Origin of the sequence: Amycolatopsis balhimycina FH 1894 (assembly GCF_000384295.1) — a bacterium.
Classification (GTDB): domain Bacteria; phylum Actinomycetota; class Actinomycetes; order Mycobacteriales; family Pseudonocardiaceae; genus Amycolatopsis; species Amycolatopsis balhimycina.
The window spans coordinates 6,097,160-6,121,034 of the sequence record NZ_KB913037.1 but is presented as its reverse complement, the minus strand read 5'-3'; the positions used below and the strand labels follow the sequence as shown (position 1 = coordinate 6,121,034).

Here is a 23,875-nt window from a genome sequence, read left to right as displayed (position 1 = left end):
AAGGTGTCCGCATGGCCAAGAACAAGCGGGTGTCGGTGCGGCAGCGGAGGGTCTCGGCGGAGCTGCGGACCCTCCGCATCGCAGCGGGCCTGACCTGCCTGGACGTGGCGAAGGCGCTCGACTGCTCGGAGAGCAAGATCAGCCGGATGGAGACCGGCGATCGGGGTCTGTACGCGGACGATGTATCGGCGATCCTGGGACTGCTACGCGTGCCGGCGACGAAGCGGACCGAGCTGTTGGCCCTGGTCAGGGAGGGTGAGGAGAGGAACTGGCACGAGATCCATGGCAAGCTGCCCACCAACTGGAAGGACCTGATCCGCTTCGAGAACGAAGCTATCGGTATCAAGAACTACGAATCACAGGTCGTTCCCGGCCTCGCCCAAACCCCCGAATACGCGCGTGCGCTCCTGCACGGCGGCGATCCGAGGCTGACCGAAGCCGAGGTCGAGAGCTTGGTTTCGGCCCGGCTCACGCGCCAGCTCATCCTGAGCCGCCGCAGCGCCGCTTCCGTGCAGCTGATGGTCGATGAAATGGTGCTCCACCGCCCGATCGGTGATTCCGAGACCATGCGCGCACAGCTCCACCACCTTCTTCTCCTGGGCCGCCGGTCCAATGTCACGTTCCGCGTCGTGCCCTTCTCCGCGGGCGCGCACCCCGGCCTACGGGGGCCGTTCGTCATTCTCGAATTCGGGCATGAGCCCTCCTTGGTCCATGTCGAAAGCCGAGGCACGAGCAGCTTTCTGGAGGAGGATCACCATGTGGCCATGGTCAAGACAGCCTGGCGCGAAATCTGTGCCATCGCGCTGTCACATGAAGACTCGGCCCGGCTGGTTGCCAGTACCATCGGCGAGCCGGTCCCAGCTGAGGAGCACGAACCATGAACGCCGCGAACGCTTGGCGCAAGAGCAGCTACAGCACCAACGATTCCAACTGCGTCGAGGTGGCCACCTCCACCGCTGGCACCGTCGGCATCCGGGACACCAAGGACCGCGAAGGCGGCCACCTCGCCGTCCCCGTGTCCGCGTGGGCCGCGTTCCTCAACTCTGCCGCGCGAACCAGCTGACCCAGCGTCGCTGCCAGGGCGTCTCGACCGCCCGTTCGTGGTAATGCTTCCGCACCCACGCGACGGCGTCCTCGGCCGGGACACCGGACAGCGTGGCCAGGCAGGCCATCACGGTGCCGGTTCTTCCCGCGCCGCCGTAGCAGGCGACTTCGACCGTCTCGGTCTTCGCTCGTTCGTGGAGGGCCTTGATCTGCCCACGCGCCCTTTCGGGGTCCAGCGGCAGCAGGAAGTCCGGCCAGGTCACCCATTCGTGCGGCCAGGTGAGGCCGCCGCCGTGCTTGCGCCGCAGCCGGCTCGTCCCCAGGTAGAGCCCGAAATCCGGCTCGGTCTCAGCGGGCCGCGGGCGCCCCAGGCCGCGGCCGCGGACCCGGACGCCGTCCGGGAACTCGACGGTTGTTGATCCCATCGGGTCAGTGTCCTCCGGAAGGTGGACACACAGGGTGGTTTTCGCCGATAAGCTGCGCCGGGTGAGCGAACTGACGCCCGACCAGATGCGGGCCTCCGACGCCGACCGCGAGCGCGTCGCCCAGGTGCTGCACAACGCCCTCTCCGAAGGCCGGATCACGATCAACGAGCTGGAAGAGCGGCTGTCGACGGTCTACGCGGCGAAGACGCTTGGCGAACTGAAGCCGGTGACGATGGACCTGCCGTCGTCTTCGGGGACGCTCGAACCGGCGACGACGCGGGCCTTGGGCTACCCGGACCAGCGCATCGGCGGTCACCCGGGTTCCCCGGTGTCGATCGGCGTGATGTCGGGCGCCGTCCGCAAGGGCAGCTGGGTCCTGCCCCCGCAGCACAACAGCTTCGCGTTCTGGGGCGGCGCGGAGATCGACCTGCGCCAGGCCCGCTTCGCGGACAAGAACTGCACGATCACCGCGGTCGCCATCATGGGCGGCATCCAGATCACGGTCCCGGACGACATCAACGTGGACGTCACGGGCCTCGGGCTGATGGGCGGGTTCGTGCTGGAGGACAAGTCGGGCGCACCCCCGGCCCCGCCGACCGCGCCGACGGTGAAGATCAACGGGCTGGCCTTCTGGGGCGGGGTCGTCGTGTACCGGAAGCCGGCCAAGCGCGCGGAGCCGCCGCAGATCGAGGGGTCCTGACCTCGGCAACGTGACGCGCGAGGCACTGAGCGTCACAACCAACGGGGGCTCACACTGCCGGGGGCGCCGCCTAGACTCAGACCCATGACAGCCACGACCAGCACGTCAGCGGCGCCGGCCACCCCGGCACCGCTGGTGGACGCGGCTCGCGACGACGCGAGCCTGCGCCGCTTCCTGCTCGGGCTGCCCGGTGTCGACCAGGTCGGCGTCGAGCAGCGCGCGGCGGGCCTCGGCACGCGCAGCATCAAGAAGGACGCCAAGCGGTGGGCCATCGACACCGCCATCTCCATGGTCGACCTGACCACCCTGGAGGGCGCCGACACCCACGGCAAGGTCCGGGCGCTCGCCGCGAAGGCAGTCCGGCCCGATCCCGAACGCCAGGACACCCCGCGCGTCGCCGCCGTCTGCGTGTACCCGGACATGGTCGCCACCGCCGTCGAAGCGCTCAAGGGCAGCGGTGTGCACGTCGCGAGCGTCGCGACCGGCTTCCCCGCCGGGCGGACGAGCCGTGAGATCAAGCTGGCCGACACCAAGATCGCCGTCGACGCGGGCGCGCACGAAGTCGACATGGTGATCGACCGCGGTGCCTTCCTCGAAGGCCGGTACATGGCCGTCTTCGAGGAGATCCAGGCGATCAAGGCCGCCTGCGGCGACGCGCACCTGAAGGTCATCCTCGAGACCGGCGAGCTGGCGACCTACGACAACGTGCGGCGCGCGTCGTGGCTGGCGCTGCTGGCCGGCGGCGACTTCATCAAGACCTCCACCGGCAAGGTCTCCCCCGCCGCGACGCTGCCGGTCACCCACATCATGCTGCAGGCCGTCCACGACTGGCACGCGCAGACCGGCGAGCTGCGCGGCGTCAAGCCCGCGGGCGGCATCCGGACGACGAAGGACGCGATCAAGTACCTGGTCGCCGTGCACGAGGTCGCCGGCGAGCAGTGGCTGACCCCGGACCTGTTCCGCTTCGGCGCGTCCAGCCTGCTCAACGACCTGCTGCTGCAGCGCCGCACCCAGGTGGACGGCCACTACAGCGGCCCCGACTACGTGACGGTGGACTGATGCCTGTTTTCGAATACGCGCCGGCGCCCGAGTCGCGCGCCATCGCGAACCTGAAGGACTCCTACAAGCCGTTCATCAACGGCGAATTCGTCGACGGCTCGGGTGAGCCGCTCAAGACGATCAACCCGGCCACCGAAGAGGTCCTGGCCGAGGTCGGCACCGCCTCGAAGTCCGATGTGGACATCGCGGTCAAGGCCGCGCGCAAGGCCTACGCGGGCGTCTGGTCCAAGATGCCGGGCACCGAACGCGCGAAGTACCTCTTCCGCATCGCGCGGCTGATCCAGGAGCGTTCGCGCGAACTGGCGGTGCTGGAAAGCCTGGACAACGGCAAGCCGATCAAGGAGTCGCGCGACTCCGACGTCCCGACCGCGGCCGCGCACTTCTTCTACCACGCGGGCTGGGCCGACAAGCTGGAGTACGCCGGGTACGGCGCGAATCCGCGTCCCCTGGGTGTCGCGGGCCAGATCATCCCGTGGAACTTCCCGCTGCTGATGCTGGCCTGGAAGATCGCTCCCGCGCTGGCCACCGGCAACACCGTGGTTCTCAAGCCGGCCGAGACGACGCCGCTGACCGCGCTGGTCTTCGCGGAGATCTGCCAGCAGGCCGAACTGCCGCCGGGCGTGGTCAACATCCTGCCGGGCGCCGGCGACATCGGCGCGTCCATTGTGGACCACGCCGACATCGACAAGATCGCGTTCACCGGCTCCACCGAGGTCGGCAAGGCCATCCAGCGGCAGGTCGCGGGCACGCCGAAGAAGCTGACGCTCGAGCTGGGCGGCAAGGCGGCGAACATCGTGTTCGAGGACGCGCCGCTCGACCAGGCGATCGAGGGCATCGTCAACGGAATCTTCTTCAACCAGGGCCACGTCTGCTGCGCGGGCTCGCGACTGCTCGTGCAGGAGTCCGTCGCCGAAGAGGTGCTGGAGAAGCTGCGCTACCGCGTCTCGACGCTGCGCATCGGCGACCCCCTGGACAAGAACACCGACATCGGCGCGATCAACTCGGCCGAGCAGCTGGCGAAGATCCGCGGGCTCGTCGAGTCCGGCGACGCCGAGGGCGCGCAGCGCTGGACCAGCCCGTGCCCGGTGCCGGACCGCGGGTTCTTCTTCGCCCCGACGGTGTTCGCGAACGTCCAGCAGTCGATGCGGATCGCCCGTGAGGAGATCTTCGGCCCGGTGCTGTCGGTGCTGACGTTCCGCACGCCGGACGAGGCCGTGGCGAAAGCGAACAACACGCCGTACGGGCTTTCGGCGGGCATCTGGACCGAAAAGGGCTCCCGGATCCTGTGGATGGCGAACCAGCTGCGCGCCGGCGTGGTCTGGGCCAACACCTTCAACCGCTTCGACCCCGCCGCTCCCTTCGGCGGCTACCAGGAATCCGGCTTCGGGCGCGAGGGCGGCCGCACCGGGCTGGAGGCGTACCTGAATGTCTGACCGAATCTCCGTCGCCAAGACGTACAAGCTGTACATCGGCGGCAAGTTCCCGCGTTCGGAGTCCGGCCGGGTGTACCCGGTGACGGACGCGAAGGGCAAGTTCCTGGCCAACGCGGCGCACGCGTCCCGCAAGGACGTCCGCGACGCGGTGGTGGCCGCGCGCAAGGCGTTCCCCGGCTGGTCGGCGGCCACGGCGTACAACCGCGGCCAGGTGCTCTACCGGGTGGCCGAGGTGCTGGAGGGCCGTCGCGACCAGTTCATCGCGGAGGTTTCGGCGTCCGAAGGCCTGGCCGCGAAGAAGGCCGAGTCCCTTGTGGACGCCGCGATCGACCGCTGGGTCTGGTACGCGGGCTGGACGGACAAGATCGCGTCGGTGCTAGGTTCGGCCAACCCGGTGGCGGGCCCGTACTTCTCGTTCACGATGCCGGAGCCGACGGGCGTGGTGGGCGTCCTGGCGCCGCAGCAGTCGTCCCTGCTGGGCCTGGTCGAGGTGCTGGCCCCGGTCCTGGCGACGGGCTCGACGGCGGTGGTGGTCTCGAGCGCGGAACGGCCGCTGCCGGCGATCACGCTGTCGGAGGTCCTGGCGACCTCGGACGTCCCGGGCGGCGTGGCGAACATCCTCACGGGTCACGCGCCGGAGCTGGGCCCCTGGCTGGCCTCGCACGGCGACGTCAACGCCCTGGACCCGACGGGAGCCGCCCCGGCGGACCGCCCGGGCCTGGCGCGTGAAGCGGCGAACACCGTGAAGCGGGTCTTGACGGTCCCCGCGACGGAACCGGACTGGACGACGTCCCCGGACCTCACGCGGCTGCGGAGGTACCTGGAGGCGAAGACGGTCTGGCATCCGCTGGGCGTCTGAGTTGTTCCATGAGGGGCACCTTCATGGACATAAAGTCGATGAAGGTGCCCCTCATGACACCGGCTAGCTCATCGTCACCGAGAAGTCCGTCAGCGTGAACCGCGCCTTCCCCCCGCCGGTCGAGCAGAACTCGATGCCGTAGCCGATCTGGTTGACCGTCGGGTTCGGCGGGATCAGGCCCTTGCCGATCGACCACGCGATCATCGCCTTCAGGTCGAGGCTCCCCGAGTACTGCGCCGACCGCGAAACGAACGCCACGTACCCGTCGGTGTCCGCCCAGACGTCGTACGTCGAGCCGCCGGCCGTGTAGGTCGTCAGCTTGTCGCCGGACGGGACCTGCTTGAGGTTCTCCGTCCACACCATCAGCTCCGAGACACCCTTGCCGTCGCCGACGCCGTTCAGCCACAGGTCGTACGCCACGTCGTACACGCCGACGCCCGGGCCACGGCCCGCGAAGGTCGTTTTGATCACCGAATAGTCGTTGAACGGTTTCCCGTTCTGGTTGTTGATGTCCTTGTGCACGTTCGGATAGGTTTTCACCGACGACGAATCGGGTTGGACGGATTCGACGTACCAGTTGTCGTACGCGCACGCGCGCAGCGTTTCCGGGCCCGCTTCACCGGCGTTCCACATGTTGTTGTGGACGTAGTAGCCGCCGTCCGACCAGCCGCCGTCGGGGTCGGTCGTCGTGAACTCCGGGCTGCGGCAGTTGCGCACAGGGGTGGTCGACGGCGGCGCCGGAGTCGACGGAGGCGCAGGTCGGGACGCGGACGTGGGCGGAGTGGCCGATCCGGCGGACGTGCCGGGGACAGCCGTGGACGAGGTCGTGGCGACCGGCGGCGGCGCCGGAGCGGCGGCCACGCCGTCCACCGGCACGTCGCCGCAGCCCGCGACCGCCAGAAAGGGAATCGCCAACAACAAGGCCAGCATTCTTCGTCGCATTTTCCCGCCCGCAGCTGCAATTCCGGCAGAACGAGGCGGAACCTTACACGAAATTCGGCGAAGTCAGCCGGGGTCAGTCGGGGTCGAGGTCACCGGACATGATCGGACGCCCCGGCAGCTCGCTGCCGGGCCGGCAGCTGAGGCCGTCGATCATGATGCCGACGCACCGGCGTGCCGCCATCTCCGCGACCTCCGGCGACTTCGCGCGCATCTGGCGCAGCAGCGTCGCGAACAGGATCGCGATGTCCCCGGCGCCGACGTCCTCGCGGAGCTTGCCCTCGGCCTTCGCACCGGCGACGAAGCCGTCGAGGACCGCCAGGATCTCGTCGCGCAGCCGGCGGACTTCCGGGTCGTTCTTGAGGATCACCAGCGCCCGGTGCGACACCATGGCCAGCTGCACGCTCAGCTGCAGCGCCACCGACTGCCGCAGCAGCCGCTCCAGCGCGTGCCACGACGACGTCTCCTCGGCGGCGATCGCGCGAGCTTCGACCAGCACCCGCTCGAAGTTGTCCATCGCGACGGCGCGGACCAGCGCGTCCCGGTCCGGAAACCGCCGGTAGAGCGTGCCGACGCCGACGCCGGCCGCGCGGGCGATCTCCTCCATCGGCACCTCGGCACCGGAGACGGCGAAGATGCTCCTCGCGGCGGCCAGGATCTGGTCGCGGTTGCGCCGCGCGTCCGCCCGCAGGGTGGTGTCGGGGTCTGCCGTCATGCCGTTCGCCTTCCGCTGGATCGCGCGGCCTGATTCTCGCATGGTCAGACGGCCACCGACCGGATCCGCACCCCGTCACCCGTTAGCTAGTGGACGATGTCCTTCCGCTTCGGTACGTTGGATCTGAGAACCGGAATGTAATCCTCCGCATACTTTCCGTCCGATTCAGGGGGTCCGAAATGACCGAAGTAGCCGAGCCCGCCACCGTCGACGACGTCTTCCCGCTCGAACGCAGCTGTCCGTTCGCCCCGCCGCCCGCCTACGAGAAGCTGCGCGAAGCGGGCCCGGTCCAGCGCGTCGGCCTGCCCGACGGCTCGGAAGCCTGGGCCATCACGCGCCTGGAAGAGGTCCGGCAGATGCTGACCGACCCGCGGTTCAGCTCCGACCGGTTCAACCCGGGCTTTCCGACCCTGGTGAAGAACGGCCGCCCGCAGCGCCGCCGCTTCGGCGCGTCGCTGATCAACATGGATCCGCCGGAACACGGCGCCGCCCGCCGCGAGGTCGTCGGCGAGTTCACCGTGAAGCGGATGAAGGCGCTGCAGCCGCGGATCCAGCAGATCGTCGACGAGCACATCGACGCGATCCTGGCCGGCCCGAAGCCCGCCGACCTCGTCTCGGCGCTGGCGCTACCGGTGCCGTCGCTGGTCATCTGCGAGCAGCTCGGCGTCCCGTACGCCGACCACGACTTCTTCCAGTCGCGCAGCTCCATCTTGCTGAACCGGGAGGTGACGCAGGAGGTGCGCGTGCAGGCCGTCGAAGAGATGCAGGACTTCCTCGACAAGCTCGTCGCCGCCAAGGAGGCCGACCCGACCGACGACCTGCTCGGCCGCCAGATCCTCAAGCAGCGCGAGGAGCACGGCGACGTCGACCACGACTCGCTGGTCTCACTGGCGTTCCTCCTGCTCCTCGCCGGGCACGAAACGACGGCGAACATGATCTCGCTCGGCACCGTCGCGCTCCTGGAGAACCCGGACCAGCTCGAGATCATCAAGAACGACCCCGGCAAGACGCTCGACGCCGTCGAGGAGCTGCTGCGGTACTTCACGATCGCGGAGTTCGCGACGTCGCGAGTGGCCACCCAGGACGTCGAGATCGGCGGGCAGCTGATCCGCGAAGGCGAGGGTGTGCTCGGGCTGAGCTACTCGGGCAACCGTGACGAAACCGCGTTCGAGGACGCCGACAAGCTCGACCTCGAGCGGGGCGCGCGGCACCACGTCGCGTTCGGGTTCGGGCCGCACCAGTGCCTCGGCCAGAACCTGGCCCGGATGGAACTGCAGATCGTCTTCGACACGCTCTTCCGCCGCATCCCGGAGCTCAAGCTGGCCGCGCCGGTGGACCAGCTGCCGTTCAAGCACGATTCGGCGATCTTCGGCCTCTACTGCCTGCCCGTGACCTGGTGAGGAGGACGCCATGACCACGCTTCACGAGTTCCCGATGACCCGTACGTGCCCGTTCGCACCGCCCACCGCGTACGAGGAAATCCGGGAGAAGGACCCGATCACCCGCGTCGGGCTGCCCGACGGCAGGCAGGCCTGGGTGGTCAGCAGGCACGAGGACGTCCGGACGGTGCTGAACGACCGGCGGTTCAGCGCCGACCGGCAGCACCCGGACTTCCCGCAGCTGGTGCCGGGGTTCCGGCGGCCGGACGACGAGCGAACCATGATCACCATGGACGCGCCCGACCACGGGCCCGCCCGCAAGGCCGTCCTCGGCGAGTTCACCGTGCGCCGGATGGAGGCGCTGCGGCCGCGGATCCAGGAGATCGTCGACGAGCGGATCGACGCGCTGCTGGCCGGCCCGCGGCCGGGCGACCTGGTCGAGATGCTGTCGCTGCCGGTGCCGTCGCTGGTCATCTGCGAGATGCTCGGCGTGCCGTACGCCGACCACGGCTTCTTCCAGACCCACACGGTGAAGCTGATCAAGCGGGACACGCCCCCGGAGGAGCGGCGAGCGGCCGTCGAGGCCGTGCGCGAGTACATGAGTGACCTCATCGCCGGGAAGGAGGCGAACCCGCCGGACGACCTGCTCGGCCGGCAGATCGTCAAGCTCCGCGAAGAGGGCACCTACCGGCGGGCCTCGCTCGCCGCGACCGGCTTCTTGCTGCTGGTCGCCGGGCACGAGACGACGGCGAACATGATCTCGCTGGGCACCGTCGCGCTCCTGGAGAACCCGGACCAGCTCGCGCTCGTCAAAGACGACCCGGGCAAGACGCTCGACGCCGTCGAGGAGATGCTGCGGTACTTCACGATCGTCGACGCGGCCACCGCGCGGCTGTGCGTCGAGGACATCGAGGTCGGCGGGCAGCTGATCCGCGCCGGCGAGGGCGTGCTGGCGCTGGGCTATTCGGCCAACCGCGACCCGCGGGCGTTCGAGAACCCGGACGACCTCGACATCGACCGCGGCGCGCGCCACCACGTCGCGTTCGGCTTCGGCCCGCACCAGTGCCTCGGCCAGAACCTCGCCCGGATGGAACTGCAGATCGTCTTCGACACGCTGTTCCGGCGGGTGCCTTCTTTGGAGTTGGCCGCTTCGGTGGACGACCTGCCGTTCAAGGACGACGCGAACATCTACGGCCTGTACCGGCTGCCGGTGACCTGGTAGAGAACGAACTGCCATCCCACCACAGGAGAGAAGGACCATGAAGATCATCGCGGACACCGGCAAGTGCGTCGGCGCCGGTCAGTGCGTGCTCACCGAGCCCGCGCTGTTCGACCAGAGCGAGGACGACGGCACCGTCATCGTGCTGAACGACCAGCCGGAGGGCGAGCTGGTCGAAAAGGCCCGCGAAGCGGTGCACGTCTGCCCCAGCCAGGCCCTCTCCCTGCAGGAGTAGCCCCAGGTCCGTGAATGGCACATTGAGGGACTCTACGTCTCTCAATGTGCCATTCACGGACTTACTTGACTGCGCCCATGGACAGGCCGCGGACCAGGTGGTTCTGGGCGATCCAGCCGACGATCATCACCGGCAGCGAGGCCAGCAGCGCGGCGGCGGACAGCTGCGCCCAGTACAGGCCCTCGCTGGTGATGAACCCGACCAGGAACACCGGGACCGTGCCGGCCCGGGCCGCCGTCAGGTTGACCGCGTAGAAGAACTCGGTCCAGGAGAAGATCACGCAGATCAGCGCGGTCGCCGCGATCCCGGGCGCGACCACCGGCATGATGATCTTGCGCAGCAGCGTCGGCAGGTTGGCGCCGTCGATCCGGCCCGCCTCGATCATCTCGTGCGGTACCTCGAGGAAGAACGACCGCATCATCCAGATGGCCAGCGGCAGGTTCATCGACGTGTAGAGGATGACCAGCGCCCACACCGTGTCGAGCAGCTCGGTGTTCTGCGAGATGATGTACAGCGGGATGATCGCCGCCACGATCGGCAGCATCTTCGTCGACAGGAAGAACCCGAGCGCGTTCGAGGTGCCCTTCACCGGCGCCAGCGACAGCGCGTACGCCGCCGGGACGCCGAAGAGCAGCACCAGCGCCGTCGAGAGGATCGTGACGAACGCCGAGTTCGACAGGTACGGCAGGAACCCGCCGCTCAGGACGTTGCCGAGCTGCTCGAACGTCGGCGTGAAGAACAGCTTCGGCGGGTCGGTGTAGGCGTCCGCCTCCTGCTTGAACGCCGTGAGGATCATCCACAGCAGCGGGAAGACGAACAGGATCGCGATGATCCAGGTCGCGACGGTCAGCGAACCCTTGCCATAAGCCCGCTTGCGCGGAGCAACAGTCGTCACTTGATCCCTCCGCTCACCGAGAACGTGCGGAACATCAGGCGCAGCGCGAAGGTCGCGACGATCATCGTCAGGATGACCACGATCACGCCCATCGCGGACGACTGACCGACGTCGAAGCCCTCGAACGCGCGCTGGTAGATGTAGTACGGCAGGTTGGTGCTCGCCGTGCCCGGGCCGCCCTGGGTCATCAGGAAGATCGCGTCGAAGCTGTTCACGATGTAGATCGCGCCCAGCAGCGTGGCCAGCTGCAGGAACCGGGACAGGTGCGGCAGCGTGATCGAGACGAACGTCCGCCAGCGGCCCGCACCGTCCACATTGGCCGCTTCGAGGATGTCCTTGGGCTGGCTCTGCAGGCCGGCCAGGATGAGCAGCATCATGAACGGCGTCCACTGCCACACGATCTGGGCCATCACCGACGCCAGCGGGAACTCCGAAAGCCAGTCGACGTCGGTGCCGAAGACGAAGTGCAGCAACCCGTAGGTCGGGTCGAACATCGTCGTCTTCCACAGCAGTGCGCCGGCCGCCGGCAGGATCAGGAACGGCGTGATCAGCAGCGTCCGGACCACGCCGCGGCCGAGGAACTTGCGGTCGAGCAGGATCGCCAGGCCGAGGCCGAGCAGCAGCGCGACGAACACGCACACCACGGTCAGCACCACGGTGTTGAGCAGCGCGACCAGGAACGTCGTGTCGCTGAAGACGTCGATGTAGTTGTCCAGGCCGACGAAGTGCCGCGAGCCGGGCCGGACCAGGTTCCACGACTGGAACGAGTAGAACACGGTGAGCAGGAACGGCAGCTGCGTCACCGCGATGACGAAGATCAGCGCGGGCAGCAGCGGCAGCCGCCGCCTGGCCGCGGTGCTCAGGCCTTTCTTTTCCTCGACCTTCGCGTGGGAGCGGGAGGTGGGGGTATCTACGGAGAGCGTGGACATCACTGCACCGCCTTGTAGGAGTCGCCCACCGTCTGGGCGTAGTCCTGGGACTGCTTCAGGGCGTCTTCGACGGACTCGCGGCCGGCGATCGCCGCCGACAGCTGCTGGCTCACCCGGGTGCCCAGGTCCTGGAACTCGGGGATGCCGACGAACTGGAGGCCGGGGTAGGGCACCGGGTTCGCCATGACCTTCTGCTGGTTCGCGTCCGCGATGCCGTCGAGCGTGGGCTTCGCGTAGGCCGCCGCGGCCTTGGCGTAGTCGGGGATGGCGTAGGTCGACTGGCGCACGCCCGGCGGAACGCGGTTCCAGCCGTAGGTCTGGCCGACCTTCTGCACGTACGCCTTGTCGGTCATCCAGGCCATGAACTTCCAGGCCGCGTCCTTGTCCTTGGCGACCTTCGGGATGCCGAGCGCCCAGGTGTAGAGCCAGCCGCTGGCCTGCGTCTTGACGACCGGCGCGGGCGCGTAGCCGGACTTGCCGACGATCTTGCTGCTGGAGGGGTCCTCGTTGGTGCCCGCCATGACCGTCGCGTCGTACCACATCGCCGCGTTGCCTTGGGTGTAGCGCGTGCCGCACTCGGAGAACCCGGCGCTGGAGGCACCGACCTCGCCGTGCTGACGGATGAGGTCGACGTAGAAGTTCGCGGCCTCGGTGAACTCCGGTGAGGTCAGCTTGGCGTTCCAGTCCTTGTCGAACCACTGCGCGCCGAAGGTGTTGGCCACGGTCGTGAACGGCGCGAGGCTCTCGCCCCAGCCGGGCTTGCCGCGCAGGCAGATGCCCGCGACGCCGTTGGCCTTGTCGTCGAGCTTCGCGGCGAAGTCCGCGATCTGCTGCCAGGTCGGCTTGGCCGGCATGGTGATCCCGGCCTGCTGGAAGAGATCCTTGCGGTAGGCCAGGAACGACGACTCGCCGTAGAACGGCACCGCGTACATCTGGTTCTGGTACGAAAGCGACTGCTTGATGCTGGGGATGAAGTCGCCTTCGTCGTAACCCGGGGTGGCCGCCATGTGCGGTTCGAGGTTCTCGAGCCAGCCGTTGGCCGCCCACTGCGGGGCCTCGTAGTTGCTGATCATGACGACGTCGAACTCGCCGCCCTCGGTGGCGGTCGAGGCGGTGATCTTCGCGCGGGCCTGGTTTTCCGGCAGGGACACGAACTTCAGGGTGATGCCGGTGGCCTTCTCGAACTCCGGCGCGAGCGAGATCGCGTCCTTCATCTGCGGGTTCGACACGATCGCGATGACGAGCGTGCTGCCTCCGGTGCCGATCGAGCCCGCGCCCGCGCAGCCCGTGACCAGCAACGACGTCGAGGCGAGGAGAGTGAGGAGCTTACGCACGGCCACCTCCGGGGAGTACCTGCACCTTGAGGCCCGAGCCGCTGCGCATCTTGGCCAGCGCCTCGGGATACTGCTCCAGCGGCAGGGTGTCCGTGAGCAGCGCGTCCGTGTCGATCGCGCCGCTCGCGACGAGGTCGAGCGCGGCGCCGAAGCTGTGCAGCACGGCCATCGACCCGACGATGGTGATTTCGTCGTTGTAGATGCGGAACGGCGAAAGCGCGACGCGGGCTTCGGCCGGGGCGACGCCGAAGACCAGCAGCCGTCCCCCGCGCCGGATCGCGTCGAAGGCGGCTTCGATGGCGGGCGCGGCGCCGGTGCAGTCGACCGCGACGTCGAACTTCTCGCCGTTCAGGTCGCTGACGTCCGTTGCGGTTCCGACGGCACCGAGACCGGCTGCTCGCGGCAGCCGGGCTTCGTTGCGGTCGACGACCGTGACCTGCGCGCCCGAACGCTGCAGCAGCTGCTGCATGATCAGGCCCATGGTTCCGGCGCCGACGACGAGAAAGCGTTCACCGGCTTCGACGCCGACGCGGCGGACCCCGTGCACCGCACAGGAAACGGGTTCGACCAGCGCACCCTGTTCCCAGGTCATCGAGTCAGGCATGCGGTAGCAGGTGGACGACGGGACGGCGACGTACTCGGCGAAGGCGCCGTTGACGGTGTCGCCGGTGGCGCCCCAGTTCGCGCAGAGGTTGCCGTGGCCGGCGCGGCACGGGCCGCAGTAGCCGCAGAACAGCGACGGGTCGACGGCGACGCGGTCGCCGATCTTCCACTCGCCCGGCACGTCCGCACCGAGCTCGACGATCTCCCCGGCGAATTCGTGCCCGGGGACGATGGGATACGGCGTGGGCGGGAAGTGCCCGTCCGCGATGTGCAGGTCGGTGCCGCAGATCCCGCACGCTCCGACCTTGACGACGACCTGACGTTCTCCGGGTTTCGGATCGGGCACCTCGCCGACCCTGATCTCACCGGGCCGGTCGACGATGGCGGCACGCATGCCTTGCCCCTTTCTCGCGCTCAAATGAGCAACATTGACCTATGGCGTCGAGAACATGTGAAGGCATTACAGGTCTGACGTCGGTAGTACGTCAACCTTTCGGGGAGATTTCGCGCTATTATGCTCATATGAGCGCATCTCGTAAGAGCGCTTCGCTCACTGAAGCGATGCTGCTCGCCACCGTCGCCCGGCGCTTCTACGTGCAGGGACGCTCCAAGCTGGAGATCGCCGACGAGTTCGGCGTCAGCCGGTTCAAGGTGGCGCGGATGCTCGACACCGCCATGGAGTCCGGCCTGGTCAGGGTGGAGTTCTCGCTGCCGGCGCCGGTGGACCTGGCGTTGTCCGACGAGGTGCGCTCGGCCTACGGCCTCGAGCGCGCGCTGGTGCTCGAACGCTCAACAGAGCGGGACCCGAAGGAGGTCGTCCGGGCGAAGATCGGCTCGCTGGCGGCGCGGCTGCTGGAGGAGATCGCGACGCCGTCGGACGTCATCGGGCTGTCGTGGGCGCGGTCGGTGAACGCGATGACCGAGGCGATCCGGTCGCTGCCGCGGTGCCCGATCGTCCAGCTCTGCGGGGTGCAGGCCGGGATGGACATGCGCGGGCGGTCGGTCGAAACGGTCAGCCGCGTGACGGCGGTGTCCGGCGGCGACGCGTACCCGATCTTCGGCCCGCTGGTGCTGCCCGACCGCCGCACGACCGAGACGCTGCGACGTCAGCCGGGCATCGCGGAGACGTTCGGCCAGTTCCGCAACCTGACGAAGGCGGTGGTCAGCATCGGCTCGTGGCAGCCCGGCGAGTCGACGGTGTACGACGCGCTGGACGAGACCGAGCGCGCGGCGATCGCGGCCCGCGGCGCGACGGCGGAGGTCGCGGCCCGCCTCTTCGACGCGTCAGGAAACGCTCTCTCCACCGGCTTGGCCCACCACGTCCTGGCGATCAGCCACGAGGAGCTGATGGCGGTCCCGGAGGTGATCGCCCTGGGCTACAGCCGCCCGAAAGCGGCCGCGGTGGACGCGGTCCTCCGCTCAGGCATGGTCTCCACCCTGATCACCGACGCCGCAGCCGCCGTCCCCCTCCTCGCCCTGGCCACCAAAAACCCTCCCCGGCCGTGACCAAAGGGTCGACACGCGTGATTGAAGGGTCGACACGGCGGCAACTCGCCGATCCGGCGTGTCGACTCCCCCATCACGCGAGTCGACCCTCCAATCACGGGTGATGCCCCCTCAATCACGCGAGATCCGCTTCCAATCACGCGAGATCCGGCTCTGATCACCGGTGAGCTGAGGCTCAGAGGCCGTATTCGATGGCGGTCGCGTTCGGGCTCGCCAGCAACGCGTATTCCACCATCGATGCGGCCGACGCGGCCGGTGCGACGGCCACGACCACCGCCGCGGCGACGAAGATCCCGGCCAGCACGCGCTTGAAGTTCCCCATGGTCCCTCCCAGGTTCCGGAGCCTCCACGCTAACCCCGGAACCATGCCGCCGGGTTGCGCCGTTGGGCGCAACGAGTGCGGCTCAGTGCGCGCCCACCGCGGTCACCCGCACCACGGCCATCCCGGCCTCGTCGGACGCCGCCAGGTCGACCTCGGCGCTGATGCCCCAGTCGTGGTCGCCCGCCGGGTCGTCGAAGATCTGCCGCACCTTCCAGACGTCCGGCTGCTGGTCGATCATCAGCAGTGCCGGGCCGCGCGCGTCCGGGCCGGTGCCGAGCGTCTCGTACTCCTCGAAGTAGTCCTCGATGGCGTCTTCCCACGCTTCGGCGTCCCAGCCGGACGCCGCGTCCAGCTCGCCGAGCACGTTCCACGCCCGGCGCCCGAACAGCTCGACCCGGCGGAACAGCTCGTTGCGCACCAGGACGCGGAACGCGCGCTCGTTGCGGGTGACGGCCGGTGGCAGCTCCGGCGGCCGCGTCGACACCGGACCCTCTTCGTCCGGGTGCCGCAGCGCCTCCCACTCGTCCAGGAGGCTCGAGTCGACCTGCCGGACGAGCTCGCCGAGCCACTCGATGAGGTCCTGCAGCGGCTCGGTCTTCGCCTCGTCCGGCACCGTGTGGCGCAGCGAGTCGTAGACGTCGGTGAGGTAGCGCAGCACCAGGCCTTCCGACCGCGCGAGCTGGTAGAAACCGACGTACTCGACGAAGTTCATCGCGCGCTCGTACATGTCCCGCACGACCGACTTCGGCGACAGCTCGTAGTCGTCGACCCACGGATGGCCCTGCCGGTAGCTGTGGAACGCGCCCTGCAGCAGCTCTTCGAGCGGCTTCGGGTAGCTGACGTTTTCGAGCAGCTCCATGCGCTCGTCGTACTCGATGCCTTCGGCCTTCATCGCGTTCACGGCCTCGCCGCGCGCCTTGAACTGCTGCTGCGAAAGCACCGGCCGCGGATTGTCCACTGTGGCCTCCACAGTGGACACGACGTCGAGCGGGTAGCTCGGCGACTCCAGGTCGAACAGGTCGATCGCGGCCAGCGCGAACGGCGAAAGCGGCTGGTTGAGCGCGAAGTCGAACTGCAGGTCGACAGTGAGCCGGATGATCCGGCCCTGTTCGTCCGGTTCGGACAGTCGTTCGACGACACCGGCGGCGAGCAGCGCGCGGTAGATCGCGATGGCCCGCAGGATGAGCTTGCGCTGCGACGCGCGGTCCTCGTGGTTGTCCTCCAGGAGGTGCCGCATCGAGTCGAAAGCGTTGCCCGGCCGCGAAATCACGTTGAGCAGCATCGAGTGCGTGACCTTGAAGCTGGACGTCAGCGGCTCGGGTTCGGCCGCGATGAGCCGGTCGAACGTGCTCTCGGTCCAGTTGACGAAACCCTCCGGCGCCTTCTTCCGGACGATCTTCTTTTTCTTCTTCGGGTCGTCGCCGGCCTTCTCGAGGGCCTTGGCGTTCTCGACGACGTGGTCCGGCGCCTGCACGACGACGTAGCCGTCGGTGTCGTAACCCGCGCGCCCGGCCCGGCCGGCGATCTGGTGGAACTCGCGTGCCTTGAGGTGCCGCTGGCGGACGCCGTCGTACTTCGTCAGCGCGGAGAAGACCACGGTCCGGATCGGCACGTTGATGCCGACGCCGAGGGTGTCGGTCCCGCAGATCACCTTGAGCAGCCCGGACTGCGCGAGGGTCTCGACCAGCCGGCGGTACTTCGGCAGCATGCCGGCGTGGTGGACGCCGATGCCGTGGCGGACCAGCCGCGAGAGCGTCTTGCCGAAGCCGGCGGCGAACCGGAAGTCGCCGATCAGCTCGGCGATGGCCTCCTTTTCGGCCTTCGACGTGACGTTGATGCTCATAAGCGTCTGCGCCCGCTCGATGGCCGCGGCCTGCGAGAAGTGCACGACGTAGACCGGCGCCTGGCCGCCGTTGAGCAGCTCGGACATCGTCTCGTGCAGCGGCGTCAGCGCGTACCGGAAGGTCAGGGGCACCGGGCGCTGCGCCGACGTGACGACCGCGGTCGGCTTGCCGGTGCGGCGGGTGAGGTCCTTCTCGAAGAAGGAGACATCGCCCAGGGTCGCCGACATCAGGACGAACTGGGCTCCTCGCAGCTCCAGCAGCGGTACCTGCCACGCCCAGCCACGGTCGGGCTCGGAGTAGAAGTGGAACTCGTCGGCCACGACCTGCCCGACCGGCGCTTCCGACCCGAACCGCAACGCGATGTTCGCCAGGATTTCCGCCGTGCAGCAGATGATCGGGGCGTCCGGGTTGACGCTGGAGTCGCCGGTCATCATCCCGACGTTCTCGGCGCCGAAGATGTCGATGAGCTGGAAGAACTTCTCCGAGACAAGGGCCTTGATGGGCGCGGTGTAGTAGCTGCGGCGGCCCTGGGCGAGCGCGGTGAAGTGCGCGCCGACGGCGACGAGGCTCTTCCCGGAACCGGTCGGCGTCGACAGGATGACGTTCGATCCGGAGACGACCTCCATCACCGCCTCCTCCTGCGCCGGGTACAGCTCGATGCCCCGTTCGGCCGTCCAGGTCGTGAAGGCTTCGAAGAGGGCGTCGGGGTCGGGATCCGCAGGCAGGAGGTCTGTGAGAGTCATCAGACGCCTATCGTGCCATCCGCTCGCCGCAAAGTCGGCAGGGGCGATCGCATCGCGAGTGGGAAACCCGTAGGCTTCGCGGTACCGCGCACCGACCGGAGCATACTTCCGGTCTCGCGCGCACACGGGCGGTAATCCGGAGGGCTTAGGAATGGCACAGGACATCATCCCGATCGAACTCGGGCTGCCGCAGGGCGACGTCGTCACCCTGTGGGCCCCGCGCTGGCGGGAAGACGGCGAGGAGTGGGAAGCGTTCCTCGGCGACGAGGACGACCTGTACGCCTTCCCGGACGCCGCTCACCTGGCCGCTTTCGTCCGCACGTCCGAGCGGCACGACCTGCTCGACCACCCGGCCTGGGATGCCGTGCCCTCGCTGAACGTGCCCGAACTGATCCCGGACGAGGACCACACGTACGACCTCGTCGGCGTGCCGGAGCTCGTCGCCGAGGAGCCGGACGTCTGGCACATCGCGGAGCTGGCCGAGATCGTCGGCATCGTGCGCTCGCTCGCCGACGTCTGCGACCTCGAAGAGGTCCACGAGATCCTCGACTCGACCGAGGGCTTCTCGCTGCTCGACCAGGGCACGCTGCCGTTCACCGGGGGCGTCGGCGTGCAGGTGTGGAACGACCTGTCCGAGACGGTGTCGCAGAAGTGGGACACCATCCTCGACGCGATCGACGGCCTGGTGACCCAGCCGGAGGTCGACGAGAAGGTGCTGGAGCAGACCGCCGAGGAGCTGGCGGCGTTCCACGAGGAGTCCGCGGAGGCCGAGGCCGGCGCCGACGGCGTAGAGGACCTCGAAGCGATCGACACCGATTCGGACGACGACTCCGATGACGAGGAAGACGACGCTCCGGTCGGGTTCTGGGCCGAGGTCGGCATCGACCCGGTCAAGATCATCACGTCCGGCGCGGAGTACTACACGCTGCGCTGCTACCTCGACGACGCGCCGGTGTTCCTCGGCAGCGAGGGCGAGATCGACGTGTTCACCTCTCCGGGCGCACTCGCCAGGGCCCTCGCCGACGGCAAGGACCTGGCCGACACCGACCTCGCCGACGTGTCCACGTGGGACGAGGTCCTGGCGAAGGCGACGGCGGGCGAGCTCGAGATCGAGGTCGACCCGGAGAACACGTACGTCCTTACGGGCCTGGACGCGGACATCGCGGAGGGCCCGGAGGCGATCGACCCGACCCAGCTGGAACTGGCGGTCGAGCTGATCACGGACGCGGCGGACTGGGCGGGCGACGACTCGGCCGAGACGGCGCTGGCGGGCAACGAGAGCCTGGGCTGGCTGGTGTCGTTCGTGCTCCGCCCGGACCCGACGCGCCTCGAGCCGTCGGCGCCGTTCGACGCGGAGCAGAGCGCGTGGCGCAAGCTGGTGGAGACGTTCGAGAACCGCCTCACCGTCGCCTGACGTTCCTTCCGGCGAAGGCCGTCTCCCGGAGTTGGGGAGGCGGCCTTCGCCGTGTCCGGGGCCGGTCGCCGGACGTCATGAAAGAGTCGTTCTGACGTCCGACGCCAGGAAAGAGTCGTTCACGGCATCGGCCCGGCGGATCGCTCCACAGCCTCCGCCGGTTGTGGACAACCTGGCCCTGCGGCGGCTTCGGCGGCCGGTTCGTGTCGGACGCGAGCGATACGCTGGAGACGGGGGGCGCCCCCGCGGGCGCGGCTGGTTTCAGTCGTCCGCAGTGTGCTCCGCGCGGATCGGGACCACCGCGATCGCCAGGGCCGGGAAAACCGCCGCGACGCAGAACGCCAGCGCGTACCTGCTGTCGCCGATCACCAGGCCCAGCAGCGGCGGCGTGAGCGAGGCCGCGATGTTCTGGCCCGTGTTCTGCGTGCCCATCGCGCGGCCCGACCACGCCAGGCCCGCCAGTTCGGCCGACGCCGTGAAGCCCAGGCCGTTGTCCGCCACCGTGATCACCCCCGCCAGGGCCAGCGCCGGCAGCACCAGCCACGGCCAGGTCGTGTCGCCGAGCGCCACCAGCAGCATGACCGCGCAACTGGCGAAAGCCAGCTGCCGCATCGGGCGCAGGCGGCTGCCGACCCGGTCCGACCACCGGCCCGAGCCCAGCCGGCCCGCAGCGCCCAGGACCTGGACCACCGCCAGGTACCAGCCCGCCGTCAGGGGACTCCAGTGCTGCACCGCCACCAGGTACACCGGCGCGAACGCCGACACCGCGAACTGCGGCACCACCAGCAGCGCGCTCGCGCCGTGCACCCGCCACAGCGTCGCGTGCCGGTACGGCGAAGGCGGCTTGACACCGTTCGCCGGGCGAGGCGGCCGCGGCGGGTCCGTCACCAGCCACGCCACCAGGAGCGCGACGACGATCGCGAGCCCGGCCGGCAGCAGGACGGCCGCGCGGAACCCGAACTGCGAAGCCAGCGGCGGCAGGCCCAGCGCGGCGACGCCGACCCCGAGCGGCTGGGCCGTCTGGCGGATCCCCATCGCCACGCCGCGCTCGGACTTCGCGAACCAGCCCATCACGACGCGACCGCTCGCCGCGTTCACCGAAGCCGTACAGGCGCCGGCCGCCAAAAACACCCCAAAGAGGAGCCCGACCGGGTGAGTTCCCACCCCGGCGTACACCAGGAGTAACCCCGAAAGGCCCAGGCCGAGGGCCATGATGAGGCGCTCTCCGTAACGGTCCGCAGCCGCGCCCCACACGATCAGGGTAAACAGCAGTCCGATGCTCGGCGCCGCGACGACCGTGCCGGCCTCGGCCAGCGTCAGCTGCTCCGCGGCCCGCATGGCGGGGACCAGGAACGGAAGGCCGTAGAGGAACGAGCAGCTCGCGGTCTGCGCGGCGAGGCCGAGCGCGAGGATGAGCCACCGCCGGGAACTCGTCTGCACCTGCTCACCCGAACCGCTCGCGACCTGCGCCATCTTCGCCACCGTCTCAAATTATGAGAACAACTTCCTATATGGTGAACGATAGTTGGCGTGCCTAAGGACCGCAACTGCCTTAGTGGGCGGTTGCGGTCCTGGCAGCGGGAGTCAGCTCAGGGCGGCGTACCCGGGCTTGATGACGCCGTCGATCAGCGCGATCCGGGCGTCGAAATCGATGAACGCGGATTTCATCGCGTTGATCGTGAACCAGCGGAAGTCGTCGATACCATAGCCGAACGCCTCGTGCAGCGCGGCGAATTCGCTGGTCATCGTGCATCCGCTCATCAGCCGGTTGTCCGTGTTCACGGTCACCCGGAACCGCAGCCGCTCGAGCAGGCCGATCGGGTGCTCGGCGATCGAGCGCACGGTGCCAGTTTGGACGTTCGACGTCGGGCAGATCTCCAGGGGGATGCGGCGGTCGCGGACGTACGCGGCCAACCGTCCAAGGTGGACCGTGCCGTCCGCGTCCGTCTTGATGTCCTCGATGATGCGCACGCCGTGCCCGAGCCGCTCCGCCCCGCAGTGCTGAATGGCCTCCCAAATGGACGGTAAACCGAAGGCTTCCCCGGCATGAATGGTGAAATGCGCATTGTTCTGACGCAGATATTCGAACGCGTCGAGATTGCGGGTCGGCGGGAATCCGTCCTCGGGCCCGGCGATGTCGAAGCCCGCGACACCGGCGTCGCGGTAGCGGACGGCGAGGTTCGCGATCTCGAGCGCGCGGGCGTGCTGGCGCATCGCGCAGAGCAACGTCCCGACCCGGATGCTGCCGCCGTTCGCGGCCACCCGCCGTGCGCCCTCCGTGAACCCCGCCTGGACAGCCTCAACCACCGCATCGAGTGACAGACCGCGTTCGACGAACAACTCCGGTGCGTAGCGCACCTCGGCGTAGACGACGCCGTCGGCGGCCAGGTCCTCGACCGCCTCCGCGGCGACCCTGACCAGCGCTTCCTCCGTCTGCATCACCCCGCAGGTGTGCGCGAAGGTCTCCAGGTAGGAAACGAGTGAGCCGGAGTCGGCCGCACGGCGGAACCAACTGCCCAGCTCGGCCGCGTCGGTGGTGGGCAGACCGGCGTAGCCGGTCGCGTCGGCGAGCTCGGCGACGGTGGCCGGGCGGAGGCCGCCGTCGAGGTGGTCGTGCAGCAGCACCTTGGGTGCGCGGCGGAGTGTCTCGATGGGCAGAACAGGGCTTTCGTCAGGCATCCCCCAACGGTAACCTCGATGTCATTCCCCTACATGGCGGTAACTCTCAGGCTCGGGTCAACGCTCAGCGTTGACGATCATGTGACGAATCGGCCATCCGGGGGCAGCCTCCGTAATACGCGCTTCACGGGGGCCATACGCACAGCAATTTCGCAATCGTTAAGCTTCGTGGCACGTCCCTCCCATTTCCCCGCCGACGAAGGACACACAGCAGTGACCACTGACAACCACATTGCCGCCCCGTCCTTCGACCGGATGCGCAACATGCTGGTGCGCGCGGCCGAAGTGCGTGAGAGCGAGCAGCAGCAGATCTTCGACGCGCTCGACGACATCTACGCCCGCCTCGCGCCGGTGGACTCGCTGGGCGCGGTCCGCAAGCGGCTCTCCGAGATGCCCGACCGCACCGAGGTCAGCGTCCTCGCCGAGCGCCTCGACGAGACGATGTCCCGCCTCGAGTCCCAGGACAACGCGATCGCCGCGCTGACCCGCGCCGTCGAGAGCATCGTCGACAAGCTCGCCAAGCCCTTCGCGCAGCTCGACGGGCGGCTGGACGGCATGGCGGCGCGCCTCGAGGGCGTCGGCGGCCGGATGGACGGGCTCGAGGACAAGCTCCAGAACATCCACCGCCGGATCGACGAGGTCGGCGGCCACCTCGACAAGCAGGACGCGAAGCTCGAGTCGATCCCGCAGTCGGTGCACGGCCCGGTCCGCGAGCGGATCGAGCAGGCCGAGTCGGCGCTGCGCGACCGCGTCGACCACGCCGACCACGAACTGCGGAACAAGGTCGACGAGCTGAGCCGCGTCACGAACGAGCGCTTCGGCGAACTGGGCCGCACCACGCACGAGCGGATCGACGCGAACACCGAGGCGCTCAAGGTCGCGCTGACCGAGACCGGCGAGATGATCGACGCGTCCGACCGGCTGGAGAACCTGGGCAACCGGCTCGAAACGGTCACCACCCGCCTCGACGACCTGGCCTCCCGCCTCGACAAGGTGGAGGACGGCTTCCTCTCGGGCATCGGCGACCTCGACGGCGCGCTCAAGGCCGGGCTGTCCAAGGTCGAGGGCACGCTGTCGAAGCAGCCGGACACCGACTCGGTGGACACGCTGGTCCGCAAGAGCAACGACGAGAGCGTCCGCCGCATCGGCGGCCAGCTCGACGAGGCGATGGCGACGTTCGCGGAGCTGATGCTCGGCGGCGGCCCGGCGGTCCAGCAGATCTCGCCGCCCCCGCCCGCCCCGCGCCAGCCGCGGCGCAGCTCCCGCAACGGCCGCGCCCCGAAGCCGGCCGACGCGAAGGCCAAGGCGGGCGAAGGCTCGGAAGAAGCCACGGAGTAACCCCAGCCCCATGAAGAGGGCCCCCGCCGGTTCGCCGGCGGGGGCCTCTTCATGGGTCATGAGGGGCACCCTCATGGCTCTTAAGTCCATGAGGGTGCCCCTCATGACCTCGGCCAGGCGGCAGGCGACCTGGTGATCAGAGCCGGAACTCGCGTGATCGGGGCCGGGTCCGGCGTGACTGGAGCCGGAACTCGCGTGATCGGGGCCGTGACGGGCTTGATCACGCGAGTTCCGGCTTCAATCACGCGAGTTCCGGGCTTG

Annotated in this window: 23 protein-coding genes; 12 read left to right on the top strand and 11 right to left on the bottom strand. The window is 68.8% G+C overall.

Annotated features, from left to right (window positions below; genetic code table 11):
• Nucleotides 1–11: 11 nt before the first annotated feature.
• Both A3CE_RS0127935 and A3CE_RS0127930 read left to right on the top strand, forming a co-directional pair.
• Nucleotides 12–881 carry a helix-turn-helix domain-containing protein gene (locus tag A3CE_RS0127935; protein ID WP_020643398.1) on the top strand — a complete coding sequence of 290 codons (870 nt, stop codon included), beginning with the start codon at nt 12–14 and terminating at the stop codon, nt 879–881.
• Nucleotides 878–1,063, top strand: a complete 186-nt coding sequence (locus tag A3CE_RS0127930; RefSeq protein WP_020643397.1) for a DUF397 domain-containing protein — start codon at nt 878–880, stop codon at nt 1,061–1,063. The genes A3CE_RS0127935 and A3CE_RS0127930 overlap by 4 nt, the downstream gene beginning before the upstream one ends.
• Here the strand turns inward: A3CE_RS0127930 and A3CE_RS0127925 are convergent.
• Nucleotides 1,038–1,469, bottom strand: coding sequence for a protein-tyrosine phosphatase family protein (locus tag A3CE_RS0127925; protein WP_020643396.1), 432 nt, complete (start codon nt 1,467–1,469; stop codon nt 1,038–1,040). The genes A3CE_RS0127930 and A3CE_RS0127925 overlap by 26 nt on opposite strands.
• 85 nt (nt 1,470–1,554) lie before the next feature.
• Between A3CE_RS0127925 and A3CE_RS0127920 the strand changes: the two genes are divergently transcribed.
• From A3CE_RS0127920 to A3CE_RS0127905, 4 genes are all read left to right on the top strand, one after another.
• Complete coding sequence (locus A3CE_RS0127920; protein WP_051183938.1) at nt 1,555–2,169, top strand: DUF1707 SHOCT-like domain-containing protein; 615 nt, start codon at nt 1,555–1,557, stop codon at nt 2,167–2,169.
• Nucleotides 2,170–2,253: 84 nt separating this feature from the next.
• Nucleotides 2,254–3,228, top strand: coding sequence for a deoxyribose-phosphate aldolase (gene deoC / locus A3CE_RS0127915; protein ID WP_026468934.1), 975 nt, complete (start codon nt 2,254–2,256; stop codon nt 3,226–3,228).
• Entirely contained in the window at nt 3,228–4,661 is a 1,434-nt protein-coding gene (locus tag A3CE_RS0127910; RefSeq protein WP_020643393.1) for an aldehyde dehydrogenase family protein, read from the top strand. Before deoC ends, A3CE_RS0127910 begins: the two co-directional genes overlap by 1 nt.
• Nucleotides 4,654–5,520 (top strand): aldehyde dehydrogenase family protein, encoded by an 867-nt coding sequence (locus A3CE_RS0127905; protein ID WP_020643392.1) that lies wholly within the window; start codon nt 4,654–4,656, stop codon nt 5,518–5,520. The genes A3CE_RS0127910 and A3CE_RS0127905 overlap by 8 nt, the downstream gene beginning before the upstream one ends.
• Before the next feature lie 63 nt (nt 5,521–5,583).
• Here the strand turns inward: A3CE_RS0127905 and A3CE_RS0127900 are convergent, their stop codons facing one another.
• Both A3CE_RS0127900 and A3CE_RS0127895 read right to left on the bottom strand, forming a co-directional pair.
• Nucleotides 5,584–6,450: a GH12 family glycosyl hydrolase domain-containing protein gene (locus tag A3CE_RS0127900; RefSeq protein WP_020643391.1), complete on the bottom strand. Its 867-nt coding sequence runs from the start codon at nt 6,448–6,450 to the stop codon at nt 5,584–5,586.
• Nucleotides 6,451–6,535: 85 nt separating this feature from the next.
• Entirely contained in the window at nt 6,536–7,174 is a 639-nt protein-coding gene (locus tag A3CE_RS0127895; RefSeq protein WP_020643390.1) for a TetR/AcrR family transcriptional regulator, read from the bottom strand.
• Between the two features lie 179 nt (nt 7,175–7,353).
• Here A3CE_RS0127895 and A3CE_RS0127890 point away from each other — a divergent pair, with 179 nt between their 5' ends.
• Genes A3CE_RS0127890 through A3CE_RS0127880 form a run of 3 tightly spaced genes read left to right on the top strand, consistent with a single transcriptional unit; the run spans nt 7,354 to nt 10,007 of the window.
• Nucleotides 7,354–8,574, top strand: a complete 1,221-nt coding sequence (locus A3CE_RS0127890; RefSeq protein ID WP_020643389.1) for a cytochrome P450 — start codon at nt 7,354–7,356, stop codon at nt 8,572–8,574.
• Between the two features lie 10 nt (nt 8,575–8,584).
• Nucleotides 8,585–9,775: a cytochrome P450 gene (locus tag A3CE_RS0127885; RefSeq protein ID WP_020643388.1), complete on the top strand. Its 1,191-nt coding sequence runs from the start codon at nt 8,585–8,587 to the stop codon at nt 9,773–9,775.
• Between the two features lie 37 nt (nt 9,776–9,812).
• Nucleotides 9,813–10,007, top strand: coding sequence for a ferredoxin (locus A3CE_RS0127880; protein WP_020643387.1), 195 nt, complete (start codon nt 9,813–9,815; stop codon nt 10,005–10,007).
• Nucleotides 10,008–10,068: 61 nt separating this feature from the next.
• Here the strand turns inward: A3CE_RS0127880 and A3CE_RS0127875 are convergent, their stop codons facing one another.
• From A3CE_RS0127875 to A3CE_RS0127860, 4 genes are read right to left on the bottom strand one after another with little or no spacing between them, the layout of a single operon-like run.
• Nucleotides 10,069–10,902: a carbohydrate ABC transporter permease gene (locus tag A3CE_RS0127875; protein WP_020643386.1), complete on the bottom strand. Its 834-nt coding sequence runs from the start codon at nt 10,900–10,902 to the stop codon at nt 10,069–10,071.
• Nucleotides 10,899–11,831 carry a carbohydrate ABC transporter permease gene (locus tag A3CE_RS0127870; protein ID WP_020643385.1) on the bottom strand — a complete coding sequence of 311 codons (933 nt, stop codon included), beginning with the start codon at nt 11,829–11,831 and terminating at the stop codon, nt 10,899–10,901. The genes A3CE_RS0127875 and A3CE_RS0127870 overlap by 4 nt, the downstream gene beginning before the upstream one ends.
• Nucleotides 11,831–13,171, bottom strand: a complete 1,341-nt coding sequence (locus A3CE_RS0127865) for an ABC transporter substrate-binding protein (protein ID WP_020643384.1) — start codon at nt 13,169–13,171, stop codon at nt 11,831–11,833. Before A3CE_RS0127865 ends, A3CE_RS0127870 begins: the two co-directional genes overlap by 1 nt.
• On the bottom strand, nt 13,158–14,162 hold the full coding sequence (locus A3CE_RS0127860; RefSeq protein ID WP_020643383.1) for a zinc-dependent alcohol dehydrogenase family protein: 1,005 nt from the start codon (nt 14,160–14,162) through the stop codon (nt 13,158–13,160). Before A3CE_RS0127860 ends, A3CE_RS0127865 begins: the two co-directional genes overlap by 14 nt.
• A 128-nt stretch (nt 14,163–14,290) precedes the next feature.
• On the opposite strand from A3CE_RS0127860, the gene A3CE_RS0127855 reads away from it, so the two are divergent.
• A complete protein-coding gene (locus A3CE_RS0127855) occupies nt 14,291–15,274 on the top strand; it encodes a sugar-binding transcriptional regulator (protein ID WP_026468931.1) in 984 nt (327 codons plus the stop codon).
• A 175-nt stretch (nt 15,275–15,449) separates the two neighbouring features.
• Here the strand turns inward: A3CE_RS0127855 and A3CE_RS57480 are convergent, their stop codons facing one another.
• Together A3CE_RS57480 and A3CE_RS0127845 are read right to left on the bottom strand one after the other, a co-directional pair.
• Complete coding sequence (locus A3CE_RS57480) at nt 15,450–15,596, bottom strand: hypothetical protein (RefSeq protein ID WP_020643381.1); 147 nt, start codon at nt 15,594–15,596, stop codon at nt 15,450–15,452.
• A gap of 82 nt (nt 15,597–15,678) precedes the next feature.
• Nucleotides 15,679–18,183, bottom strand: a complete 2,505-nt coding sequence (locus A3CE_RS0127845; RefSeq protein ID WP_020643380.1) for a DEAD/DEAH box helicase — start codon at nt 18,181–18,183, stop codon at nt 15,679–15,681.
• 151 nt (nt 18,184–18,334) lie between these two features.
• Here A3CE_RS0127845 and A3CE_RS0127840 point away from each other — a divergent pair, with 151 nt between their 5' ends.
• Entirely contained in the window at nt 18,335–19,597 is a 1,263-nt protein-coding gene (locus tag A3CE_RS0127840) for a hypothetical protein (RefSeq protein WP_020643379.1), read from the top strand.
• Nucleotides 19,598–19,858: 261 nt separating this feature from the next.
• Here the strand turns inward: A3CE_RS0127840 and A3CE_RS0127835 are convergent, their stop codons facing one another.
• Both A3CE_RS0127835 and A3CE_RS0127830 read right to left on the bottom strand, forming a co-directional pair.
• The gene (locus A3CE_RS0127835) at nt 19,859–21,070 is read right to left on the bottom strand and encodes an MFS transporter (RefSeq protein ID WP_043792627.1); all 1,212 of its coding nucleotides are present in this window, start codon (nt 21,068–21,070) and stop codon (nt 19,859–19,861) included.
• A gap of 111 nt (nt 21,071–21,181) precedes the next feature.
• A complete protein-coding gene (locus A3CE_RS0127830) occupies nt 21,182–22,276 on the bottom strand; it encodes an adenosine deaminase (protein WP_026468930.1) in 1,095 nt (364 codons plus the stop codon).
• 213 nt (nt 22,277–22,489) lie between these two features.
• On the opposite strand from A3CE_RS0127830, the gene A3CE_RS0127825 reads away from it, so the two are divergent.
• Nucleotides 22,490–23,614, top strand: coding sequence for a coiled-coil domain-containing protein (locus A3CE_RS0127825; protein WP_020643376.1), 1,125 nt, complete (start codon nt 22,490–22,492; stop codon nt 23,612–23,614).
• Nucleotides 23,615–23,875: the final 261 nt, after the last annotated feature.

Bases quoted from the DNA above. Each gene is read 5' to 3' on its own strand.
- deoC (WP_026468934.1), top strand. From the start codon at position 2,254: ATGACAGCCACGACCAGCACGTCAGCGGCGCCGGCCACCCCGGCACCG.
- A3CE_RS0127925 (WP_020643396.1), bottom strand. From the start codon at position 1,469: ATGGGATCAACAACCGTCGAGTTCCCGGACGGCGTCCGGGTCCGCGGC.
- A3CE_RS0127890 (WP_020643389.1), top strand. From the start codon at position 7,354: ATGACCGAAGTAGCCGAGCCCGCCACCGTCGACGACGTCTTCCCGCTC.
- A3CE_RS0127880 (WP_020643387.1), top strand. From the start codon at position 9,813: ATGAAGATCATCGCGGACACCGGCAAGTGCGTCGGCGCCGGTCAGTGC.
- A3CE_RS0127860 (WP_020643383.1), bottom strand. From the start codon at position 14,162: ATGCGTGCCGCCATCGTCGACCGGCCCGGTGAGATCAGGGTCGGCGAG.
- A3CE_RS0127835 (WP_043792627.1), bottom strand. From the start codon at position 21,070: ATGGCGCAGGTCGCGAGCGGTTCGGGTGAGCAGGTGCAGACGAGTTCC.
- A3CE_RS0127910 (WP_020643393.1), top strand. From the start codon at position 3,228: ATGCCTGTTTTCGAATACGCGCCGGCGCCCGAGTCGCGCGCCATCGCG.
- A3CE_RS0127845 (WP_020643380.1), bottom strand. From the start codon at position 18,183: ATGACTCTCACAGACCTCCTGCCTGCGGATCCCGACCCCGACGCCCTC.
- A3CE_RS0127895 (WP_020643390.1), bottom strand. From the start codon at position 7,174: ATGACGGCAGACCCCGACACCACCCTGCGGGCGGACGCGCGGCGCAAC.
- A3CE_RS0127900 (WP_020643391.1), bottom strand. From the start codon at position 6,450: ATGCTGGCCTTGTTGTTGGCGATTCCCTTTCTGGCGGTCGCGGGCTGC.
- A3CE_RS0127840 (WP_020643379.1), top strand. From the start codon at position 18,335: ATGGCACAGGACATCATCCCGATCGAACTCGGGCTGCCGCAGGGCGAC.
- A3CE_RS0127855 (WP_026468931.1), top strand. From the start codon at position 14,291: ATGAGCGCATCTCGTAAGAGCGCTTCGCTCACTGAAGCGATGCTGCTC.
- A3CE_RS0127905 (WP_020643392.1), top strand. From the start codon at position 4,654: ATGTCTGACCGAATCTCCGTCGCCAAGACGTACAAGCTGTACATCGGC.
- A3CE_RS0127930 (WP_020643397.1), top strand. From the start codon at position 878: ATGAACGCCGCGAACGCTTGGCGCAAGAGCAGCTACAGCACCAACGAT.
- A3CE_RS0127830 (WP_026468930.1), bottom strand. From the start codon at position 22,276: ATGCCTGACGAAAGCCCTGTTCTGCCCATCGAGACACTCCGCCGCGCA.
- A3CE_RS57480 (WP_020643381.1), bottom strand. From the start codon at position 15,596: ATGGGGAACTTCAAGCGCGTGCTGGCCGGGATCTTCGTCGCCGCGGCG.
- A3CE_RS0127885 (WP_020643388.1), top strand. From the start codon at position 8,585: ATGACCACGCTTCACGAGTTCCCGATGACCCGTACGTGCCCGTTCGCA.
- A3CE_RS0127920 (WP_051183938.1), top strand. From the start codon at position 1,555: ATGCGGGCCTCCGACGCCGACCGCGAGCGCGTCGCCCAGGTGCTGCAC.
- A3CE_RS0127935 (WP_020643398.1), top strand. From the start codon at position 12: ATGGCCAAGAACAAGCGGGTGTCGGTGCGGCAGCGGAGGGTCTCGGCG.
- A3CE_RS0127870 (WP_020643385.1), bottom strand. From the start codon at position 11,831: ATGTCCACGCTCTCCGTAGATACCCCCACCTCCCGCTCCCACGCGAAG.